The 8,243-nt window shown below is 52.1% G+C and carries 7 protein-coding genes and 2 pseudogenes; 7 read left to right on the top strand and 2 right to left on the bottom strand.

The features are described 5' to 3' along the window. Positions 1-154: 154 nt before the first annotated feature. The 5 genes from F557_RS0115730 (at position 155) to F557_RS0115715 (ending at position 4,131) form a co-directional block, all read left to right on the top strand. On the top strand, positions 155-592 hold the full coding sequence (locus F557_RS0115730; protein ID WP_019003169.1) for a hypothetical protein: 438 nt from the start codon (positions 155-157) through the stop codon (positions 590-592). Continuing rightward, on the top strand, positions 573-758 hold the full coding sequence (locus F557_RS0115725) for an SHOCT domain-containing protein (protein ID WP_019003168.1): 186 nt from the start codon (positions 573-575) through the stop codon (positions 756-758). Before F557_RS0115730 ends, F557_RS0115725 begins: the two co-directional genes overlap by 20 nt. A 36-nt stretch (positions 759-794) precedes the next feature. Beyond that, complete coding sequence (locus tag F557_RS23130) at positions 795-1,835, top strand: recombinase family protein (protein WP_019003167.1); 1,041 nt, start codon at positions 795-797, stop codon at positions 1,833-1,835. 279 nt (positions 1,836-2,114) lie between these two features. Further along, the gene (locus F557_RS23125; protein ID WP_211209598.1) at positions 2,115-2,558 is read left to right on the top strand and encodes a recombinase zinc ribbon domain-containing protein; all 444 of its coding nucleotides are present in this window, start codon (positions 2,115-2,117) and stop codon (positions 2,556-2,558) included. After that, positions 2,527-4,131 carry a recombinase family protein gene (locus F557_RS0115715; RefSeq protein WP_019003165.1) on the top strand — a complete coding sequence of 535 codons (1,605 nt, stop codon included), beginning with the start codon at positions 2,527-2,529 and terminating at the stop codon, positions 4,129-4,131. Before F557_RS23125 ends, F557_RS0115715 begins: the two co-directional genes overlap by 32 nt. Before the next feature lie 88 nt (positions 4,132-4,219). Here F557_RS0115715 and F557_RS23385 read toward each other — a convergent pair. Beyond that, positions 4,220-4,480 (bottom strand): annotated as a pseudogene (locus F557_RS23385) (flagellin); the annotation flags it as partial. Between the two features lie 885 nt (positions 4,481-5,365). Continuing rightward, positions 5,366-5,776, bottom strand: a pseudogene (locus F557_RS23380) (flagellin N-terminal helical domain-containing protein); the annotation flags it as partial. 752 nt (positions 5,777-6,528) lie between these two features. Between F557_RS23380 and F557_RS23120 the strand changes: the two are divergent. After that, the gene (locus F557_RS23120) at positions 6,529-6,735 is read left to right on the top strand and encodes a hypothetical protein (protein ID WP_026297966.1); all 207 of its coding nucleotides are present in this window, start codon (positions 6,529-6,531) and stop codon (positions 6,733-6,735) included. A 378-nt stretch (positions 6,736-7,113) separates the two neighbouring features. Further along, positions 7,114-8,202 (top strand): hypothetical protein, encoded by a 1,089-nt coding sequence (locus tag F557_RS23375; RefSeq protein WP_019003163.1) that lies wholly within the window; start codon positions 7,114-7,116, stop codon positions 8,200-8,202. Positions 8,203-8,243: the final 41 nt, after the last annotated feature.

Below are 8,243 nucleotides of genomic sequence, written 5' to 3'. Positions count from 1 at the left end.
CGATTTTTGTGTGCGATATGGTACGGATTCACCAGCACTTTTGTCAAGAATCCCTGAAGCCTTAAAAAGACGGTTTAAGACCTAATACTATTTTTCTATGTGCTTCGTCAAAACACCAGTTTGACGCCCATTAGATAACCAGGAGGGTTCATTTATGACCGAACAGCAAAAAATCTCAATTCGCGTTCTGCGTGAGCAGAATTTCAGCTATGTAGCCATCTCCAGGATTCTGGAACTTACCCTTGGCGCCGTCAGAAGCTACTGCCAAAGATGCGGCCTTGGCGGTAACCGCAAGGAGGCTTTTCAGGCAGACAAGCCCATGGTTCTCCCGACCTTCTGCAAGTGCTGCGGAAAGCAGGTTATTCAGCGGGAGAAGATTAAGCCCCGCATCTTCTGCTCTGATGAATGCCGGGTAACCTGGTGGAACTCGCACCTGGATCAGGTGAAGCGCCGCAATCCCCACACCGTGAAGTGCCTGTGCTGCGGGAAGGAGTTCACCTGGTACGGCTCCAAAGTGAAGAAATTCTGCGCCCACGCCTGCTACATCAAACATCGTTATGAAGGAGTAACCTATGTCGCCGAAGCAGTTTGAGTCCGAGCTTAACTACCTGGCCGCCCGCCAGCTTGCCGAATCCCTTATGAAACAGGGCTTAATAACCAAGACCGAGTTCAGAAAGATCGACGATCTTCTTATTGCGGCCTTCGCCCCTCTTATCGGAAAACTTATCACCGTATCACTTGATAAGCCGGAGGATTAGAGCGAGTAATACGGGTATCAGATACGAGGTACGGTTATGAAAACAGTCAGGAGAATCAGCGCGGGGGCGAAGGCCCCTCCGAAGCGAAAACGGGTGGCGGCCTATGCCCGGGTCTCCATGGAATCGGATCGTCTGGCCCATTCCCTTTCCGCCCAGATAAGCTATTACAGCGGGCTTATCCAGAAGAATCCGGAATGGGAGTTTGCCGGAGTTTACGCGGACAGATTCGTCTCCGGCACCAGCGCGGAACGCCGAGCCGAGTTTCAGCGAATGCTGGCCGACTGCGAGGCCGGGAGGATCGACATTATCCTCACCAAATCCATCAGCAGATTTGCCCGCAATACGGTGGATCTCCTCAAAACAGTGCGCCGGCTGAAGGAGCTTGGCATCGAGGTGCAGTTCGAGAAAGAAAGCATTCGGTCGCTGTCCGGCGACAGCGAGCTCATGCTTACCCTGCTGGCCTCCTTCGCCCAGGATGAGAGCCGGAGCATTTCCGAGAATGTGAAATGGGGCACAAGAAAGCGCTTTGAACAGGGAATGCCCAACGGCAAATTCCGGGTGTACGGCTACCGCTGGGAGGGAGATGAACTGGTGCCGGTTCCCGAAGAGGCGGCAATCGTTAAGAGGATCTTTCAGAACTTCCTTGACGGCAAATCCCGCCTGGACACGGAGAAGGAATTCGCTGCGGAGGGCATTAAAACCCGTAACGGCTGTCCGTGGGTAGACTCGAACATCGGAGGCGTGCTCACCAACATCACCTATACGGGGAACCTGCTTCTGCAGAAGGAATTCATCGAAGATCCCATTACTAAAAAACGCCGGAAGAACAAGGGCCATCTCCCGCAATACTATGTGGAAAACAACCACGAGGCCATCATAGACATGAAGACCTTTCAGTTTGTGCAGGAAGAGATCGCCAGACGGCGGGAACTCGGGGTACTGGCCAATAAGAGCCTGAACATCACCTGCTTTACGGGAAAGATCAAGTGCGGGCTCTGCGGCAAAAGCTATATGCGGAATCTGAGGAGCAACCGGCCCAAGTTTACCACGACCTACACCGATGGTTATGTTACCTAGAGGTGCGGCTCCCGCAGGATCCGCTCGGGGCTCTGCGCGGCGAAGGACATTCCCGAAAAGATACTGAAGCAGATTTCCGATGAAGTTCTCGGGCTTGATGAGTTTGACGAGAAAATCTTTGCGGAACGGGTTCAGGGCATCACCGTCCCCTCTCACGGTCTCCTTGTCTTCCGTCTGACCGACGGCGCCGAGACCGCCAGAGAGTGGAAGTCCAACGCCAAAAAGGAATGCTGGACGGATGAGCATAAGGGCCGGCTGAGAGAGAGGATGCGGAACTTCATGGCCCGGGGGACGGGACGGTTTTCGGCATTCACCACCCGGATCAAATGCGGACGGTGCGGCGGCTCTGTTATCCGATGCGCCAATCACGGCGGCCCGCCGCTGTGGAAATGCGGCTCCCGCTGCGGCATTGCCAGCGTCCGGGAAAGCGAACTCCGGGAGATCTCAGCCCGGATAATGGGGCTTCCCGAGTTCGACAGCGAAGCCTTCAAGAGCCGGATCGACCATGTTGAGATGGAGGAAAACGGGAGATTGCGGTTCTTCTTTGCGGACGGGCATACCGAGGAAACCGCATATACCGCCAGAAGAAGAGCTCACAGCCGCAGCATGACCGAAGAGCAGCGGGAGCAGTTCATAGCAAAAATCAAAGCAAGCTGGGTTAAACGCAGACTTAAGAAGGAGACAGAAAATCATGACACCCCAGACAGCAGCAGTCAAGACTAAGAAGGTTCAGACCATCCCGGCCACCCTGGGACGATTCACCTCGGCCCCTATCGCCTCTCTCCGTAAACGCAAGGTGGCAGGCTACGCCCGGGTATCCACGGATCACGACGATCAGTTCTCCAGCTACACGGCTCAGGTGGACTACTACACCAATTACATCAAGAGCCGCGATGACTGGAAGTTTGTGAACGTGTACACCGATGAGGGCATCACCGGCACCAGCACCAAACACCGGGAAGGCTTCAAGAGCATGATCGCTGATGCCCTCGCCGGGAAGATCGACCTTATCGTCACAAAGTCGGTGAGCCGGTTTGCCCGCAACACGGTGGACAGCCTCACCACCATCAGACAGCTTAAGGAAAACGGCACGGAGGTGTACTTCGAGAAGGAGAATATCTGGACATTTGATGCCAAGGGCGAGGTGCTGCTTACCATCATGTCCTCTCTGGCTCAGGAGGAGAGCCGGAGCATTTCCGAGAACTGCACCTGGGGACATCGGAAGAGATTCGCCGACGGGAAAGTCACGATCCCCTACAAGCATTTTTTAGGCTATGACAAAGGCCCCGACGGCAATCCGGTGGTTAACAGGGAACAGGCAAAAACCGTAAAGCGGATCTACGGTCTGTTCCTGAAAGGCATGACGCCTTACAAAATTGCTAAAAAACTGACGGAGGAGAAAATCAAGACTCCCGCCGGGTGCGATAAATGGAGCGCTCCCTCGGTGCTGAGCATCCTCACCAACGAGAAGTACAAAGGCGACGCCCTTCTCCAGAAGACGTTCTGCGAGGATTTCCTGACCAAGAAGATGAAGGTTAACCAGGGCGAAGTGCCGCAGTATTATGTGGAGAACAACCATGAGGCCATTATCGATCCGGGAACCTTTGACATGGTGCAGACCGAGATTGCCCGGCGCACGGCGGAAAACAACCGGCACAGCGGCATTCATATCCTGTCTCACAAGATCAGATGCGGAGAATGCGGCGGCTGGTACGGCAACAAGATCTGGCATTCCAACGACAAATACCGCCGGATGGTATGGCGGTGCAATCAGAAGTACAAAATCAAGGGCAAGGTCTGCATCGCACCGTTTCTGGAGGAGAAGGATATCCGGGAGCGTTTTACCCGGGCGCTTAACAAGCTGCTGGACGGGAGCGACAGCGCCATCAGAGCCTGCGAGGAAGCTCTGCTCAAAACGCTGGATGTTTCGGAGCTGGAGCAGAAACGGGACGAGCTGCTCTCCGAAATGGAAAACCTTAACGGCATGCTGCAGCATATGATTCACCTGAACGCCACCGTGCCGCAGGATCAGACTCTGTACAAGAGCCGCTTTGAAGAGCTGAGCCAGAAGTTCAATGAGACCGAGGCGAAGAAGAATGCCGCGGACAAGAAGATCCAGAACATGCGTGAGCGCCGGGGAGCCATGGAGCAGTTCATCAGAAATCTCAGAGGGCAGAACACACGGGTTACGGAGTTCAGCGAAAACCTCTGGTGCGCCCTTCTGGACTATGCCACCGCATACGCTGACGGGAGACTGGTTTTCCGGTTCAAGAACGGATCTGAGATTGATGGGTAAAGAAAGGAGATTCTTTTTGAAGGCAAATCTGCTGATCAAAAATTCTGTGAGAGATTCCCTGGTAAAAGAGTTCCAGATGATTTTTCTGTTAAGACTGGAGCAAGGACAGCACAATCTGAGGTCTCTGGTTTGCCTGGCTCAGAATGCTCCGGGAGGCCTGCTGAAGAATATTCTTCTGAATCATGGCCGCGGTCTCGGTGGCAAAGTCAGCATCGCGGATGCGGCTTCTGGCTGCGGAGACGTTTTCAGAAACATTGGTCTGATTTCTGATGGCGGATTCCAGACGGTTCTGTACCGCCCCCAGTTCCGCCCTTTTACTGTCAATGACAGCAATGAACTTGTCCACAACTGCCAGAGTGTTTTGGGCATCGGTGGCGGTTTCCACTGAAAAAGGCGTGGCCGCTCCCACCGTAAGTCTGTAGGGACCTGAAACACGCTTTCCGGTGATATGCAGACCTCTTGAGGGATCGTAAATAGTGTTACCGCTATCGCTGGAAAATCTTTCACCGTCTATATCAATAACAGCATCTCGTCCGACTTGCATAATACTCCAATCATAATCTCTGTAATGAACATCAGAATCAGGCCCAACATTAAATTCAAAAGCCTTTAGTGCTTCATCACCGGTAGAAGTGACTGATAGGGGACGATTGATATCACCTCTCAACGAGTTAAATATTATCTGTGAATGACGACTTGTCCCAGTATGTCCTGTTGTCCACTCAATTGGAATTATACCCGATCTCCGTAAAGCCCTACATTTGTTACGGATATCCTCCATCGTATCACCATTATCCACCTGTATAGTAAAACTCCCAGCGTTGGATCCCGAACCATACGAAAACGTCAATGTACCAGCACCAAATGTCATTTCTTCAGCCAAAATAACTACCTGGTTTCCGTCACTATCTGTAACCGTCCGATCGAATGATGAATTATGTTTAAGCACCGTTGTCGGTTCCAGTTGGTTAACCACTCTGATGTTGTATTCACCTGATGGCGCTGAAGGATCTAGCTCCACGTCAAAAGCCGGTGAATCGCCATTCCAGTCTACCTCGAATCCGGTACCAAAACCTGCTTTCAAAAGACTGGTTCTCTCTGCAGAATCTGCTTCGTTGTACAGCTTCTGAAAAACATCATCAACTCTGAACCCTGATGTAAGATCGATGCTGACGGTCTCATTGGCATCGGCTCCAACTTGGAATTCGGTAGGAGCGGTAAGAGACTGATCAAGAATATGAGTGCCGCCAAAGGTAGTATCGTTTCCGATTCGGGTGATTTCCTCGCAAAGCTGACTGACCTCCTGCTGAATAGCCTTGCGATCCGCAGCGGAATTGGTGCCGTTTGCTGACTGAATGGCCAGCGTGCGGATACGCTGATACATGTTGGTCATTTCATCCAGAGCCCCCTCGGCTGTCTGACAGAAGGAAATGCCATCCTGGGCATTACGGTTTCCCTGGTTGAGGCCGTTAATCTGAGAAGTGAGCCGATCCGAAATCTGAAGACCGGCGGCATCGTCCCTGGCACTATTTATTCTGAGACCAGAGGCCAGACGCTTAAAAACGGTATCCAAAGAGCCTGTGGCGTTTGCAAGATTACGGCACGCGTTCAGCGATGAAACGTTGGTATTTACATACAAGGCCATTATTAAATCTCTTGAGCTATCATTTCGTTACGAGTCCGCTATTCCGTGTATGCTTTTCTGGCTTCGCACTGCTTCGGCAGATCGTTATAATCCTGGGATTCTCACCCACATCATTATTTATGAAAGAATCATGCCAATCACCATAATCTCCGAAAATCAATTGTGCTGCCGTTGATTTTAACGGTGCATCCTGGATGCTTCAGCACTCAAGAAGACCCCAACTTATCTCAAATAACACTGGTCATAATTTTGACGGCAACAGAATGCTGCCATCCTGAACATCCCGCCAGAAAACAGAAAAAGCCGGAAAAACTACGATCAAAGGGATTGATATGTAATCGTTCAAGAGAAATGTAGTGCTTCATTTTGTCAGTTGCCAAAATATTATGGCAAAATATCAAGGCCGGAAAGACAGAAGCGAGGAATATTCAGTTAGAACAAAATTCAGAGAACTCTGGTATTACTGGATATTGAAGGATTGTTGAATTGATTCTGATAATGCTGGCGGAAGGAGTTGTAGTTTCATAGGCGCCTCGTTCATCTGTTCACCAACCGCTTGCCAAGGTGCATGAAAATGTATGTTATGAAGAGGGAATTGAAGTTTTATATGTGATTGTTCCGTACCCGACAAGCCCGAAGTGCAGAAGTAATCCTGCCAGCCTGTACAAGCTTCAAAGCCTTATGCGGCAAGACTTTGTATCGTACTCAGCATAGGGATTTCGGAGCCTATGTAGATTTTGATACGGGAGAAAGTGCCGGTTCTTAAGGCGCTCACCGACGAGAAGGTCATCAAACACAGCTACAACGCGTCCTTTGAGAGAATCTGTCTTTCCCGGTATCTCGGACTTCCTTCAGGTACCTATCTCAACCCGGAAGGCTGGCGCTGCGACATGGTGTGGGCGGCAACACTGGGACTCCCCCAGTCTCTTGAAGGGCGTCGGCGCGGTACTGGGGCTTGAGAAGCAGAAGCTCACCGAGGGAAAGGATCTCATCCGCTACTTCTGTAAGCCCTGCGCTCCTACCCAGAGCAACGGCGGCTGAACCCGCAATCTTCCTCGGCACGCTCCCGACAAGTGGGAGATGTTCAAATTTTCCAGCAAAAATATCCAATTGCAGAATCTTTGCCGGAACAGTATGAGTGATTTAGACCAGGCCCGCGCTCTCGTCCGTTCCGGGGATTAGGACGCGGTCTCCATGCTTTATGAGGATGTGCCGGATACATTGTCTCAGCTCGTGCGCACGGCCTTTATCCCGCCGCAGGGAAAGCTCTTTTATGTAGCGGACTTTTCAGCCATTGAAGCCCGGATGATTGCCTGGCTTTCCGGGAGAAATGGCGCATGGAGCTCTTCAGAAACGGCGGCGATATCTACTGCATGAGCGCGAGCCAGATGTTCAAGGTTCCGGTAGAAAAGCATGGCGTGAACGGGCACTTAAGGCAGAAAGGCAAGATAGCGGAATTTAGCTGTATCGCCGCCGGGGAACTGGTTCATACCAAGAGAGGCATGGTTCCGATTGAGAAAATCTGTCCTGATGATCTGCTCTGGGACGGCGAATCCTGGGTGCATCACGAAGGGCTGCTATTCCGGGGACTGAAGGAAGTCATCAGCTACGATGGTCTCACCGCCACCGGAGATCATCCGGTGTATGTCAAAGGGCGTACTGAGCCAATGCTTTTCGGTGATGCCGCATACGACAATCTGCCCCTCGTCCGGGTTGGCAGATCCCGGGCTTCCTCTGCTCCTTTCCGCTGCTGCGGGGTTATGCCTGTTTACGACATCCTCAATGCCGGGCCCAGGTACCGGTTTTCAGTGTCAGGACACCTTATCCACAACTGCGGATACGAAGGCGGAACCGGCGCTTTAACAGCCATGGGGGCTCTTGAGATGGGGCTTAAGGAGAAGGAACTGCAGCCCCTGGTTACCGCCTGGCGGAACTCCAATCCCAATATCGTGAAGTTCTGGTGGGCAGTAGACCATGCTGTTATGAAGGCCATCACTGAACGCACCACCGCTGAAACCCACGAGCTTGCATTTACCTGCAGAATCAGCATGCTCTTCATCACTTTGCCTTCCGGCAGAAATCTTGCCTACGTGAAGCCTCGCATCGGCATGAACCAGTTCGGCGGGGAGAGTGTTACCTACGAAGGAGTGGGAACCGCCAAGAGGTGGGAACGCATTGAGAGCTACGGCCCCAAATTAGTGGAGAACATCGTCCAGGCCATCTCAAGGGACATTCTCTGCTATGCCATGCAGACCTTACGGCATTGCAGCATCGTGATGCACATACATGACGAGCTGGTTATCGAGGCAGATCCGCGGGTAAGTCTGGAGGCATTGTGCGAAGAGATGGGACGTACACTGTCATGGGCAAAAGGGCTAATCCTGCAAGCTGCGGGATACGTTACGGAATTTTACAAAAAGGACTGAATCAGTCGGCAGCTTGGTCGGTCTTTTGCCGGTCAAGTTGT

Origin of the sequence: Succinimonas amylolytica DSM 2873 (genome assembly GCF_000378405.1) — a bacterium.
Classification (GTDB): Bacteria; Pseudomonadota; Gammaproteobacteria; order Enterobacterales; family Succinivibrionaceae; genus Succinimonas; species Succinimonas amylolytica.
Note: the sequence above shows the minus strand (reverse complement) of the source record. Positions and strands in the feature narration are given on the sequence as shown.

Bases quoted from the DNA above. Each gene is read 5' to 3' on its own strand.
- F557_RS0115730 (WP_019003169.1), top strand. From the start codon at position 155: ATGACCGAACAGCAAAAAATCTCAATTCGCGTTCTGCGTGAGCAGAAT.
- F557_RS0115725 (WP_019003168.1), top strand. From the start codon at position 573: ATGTCGCCGAAGCAGTTTGAGTCCGAGCTTAACTACCTGGCCGCCCGC.
- F557_RS23130 (WP_019003167.1), top strand. From the start codon at position 795: ATGAAAACAGTCAGGAGAATCAGCGCGGGGGCGAAGGCCCCTCCGAAG.
- F557_RS23125 (WP_211209598.1), top strand. From the start codon at position 2,115: ATGGCCCGGGGGACGGGACGGTTTTCGGCATTCACCACCCGGATCAAA.
- F557_RS0115715 (WP_019003165.1), top strand. From the start codon at position 2,527: ATGACACCCCAGACAGCAGCAGTCAAGACTAAGAAGGTTCAGACCATC.
- F557_RS23375 (WP_019003163.1), top strand. From the start codon at position 7,114: ATGGAGCTCTTCAGAAACGGCGGCGATATCTACTGCATGAGCGCGAGC.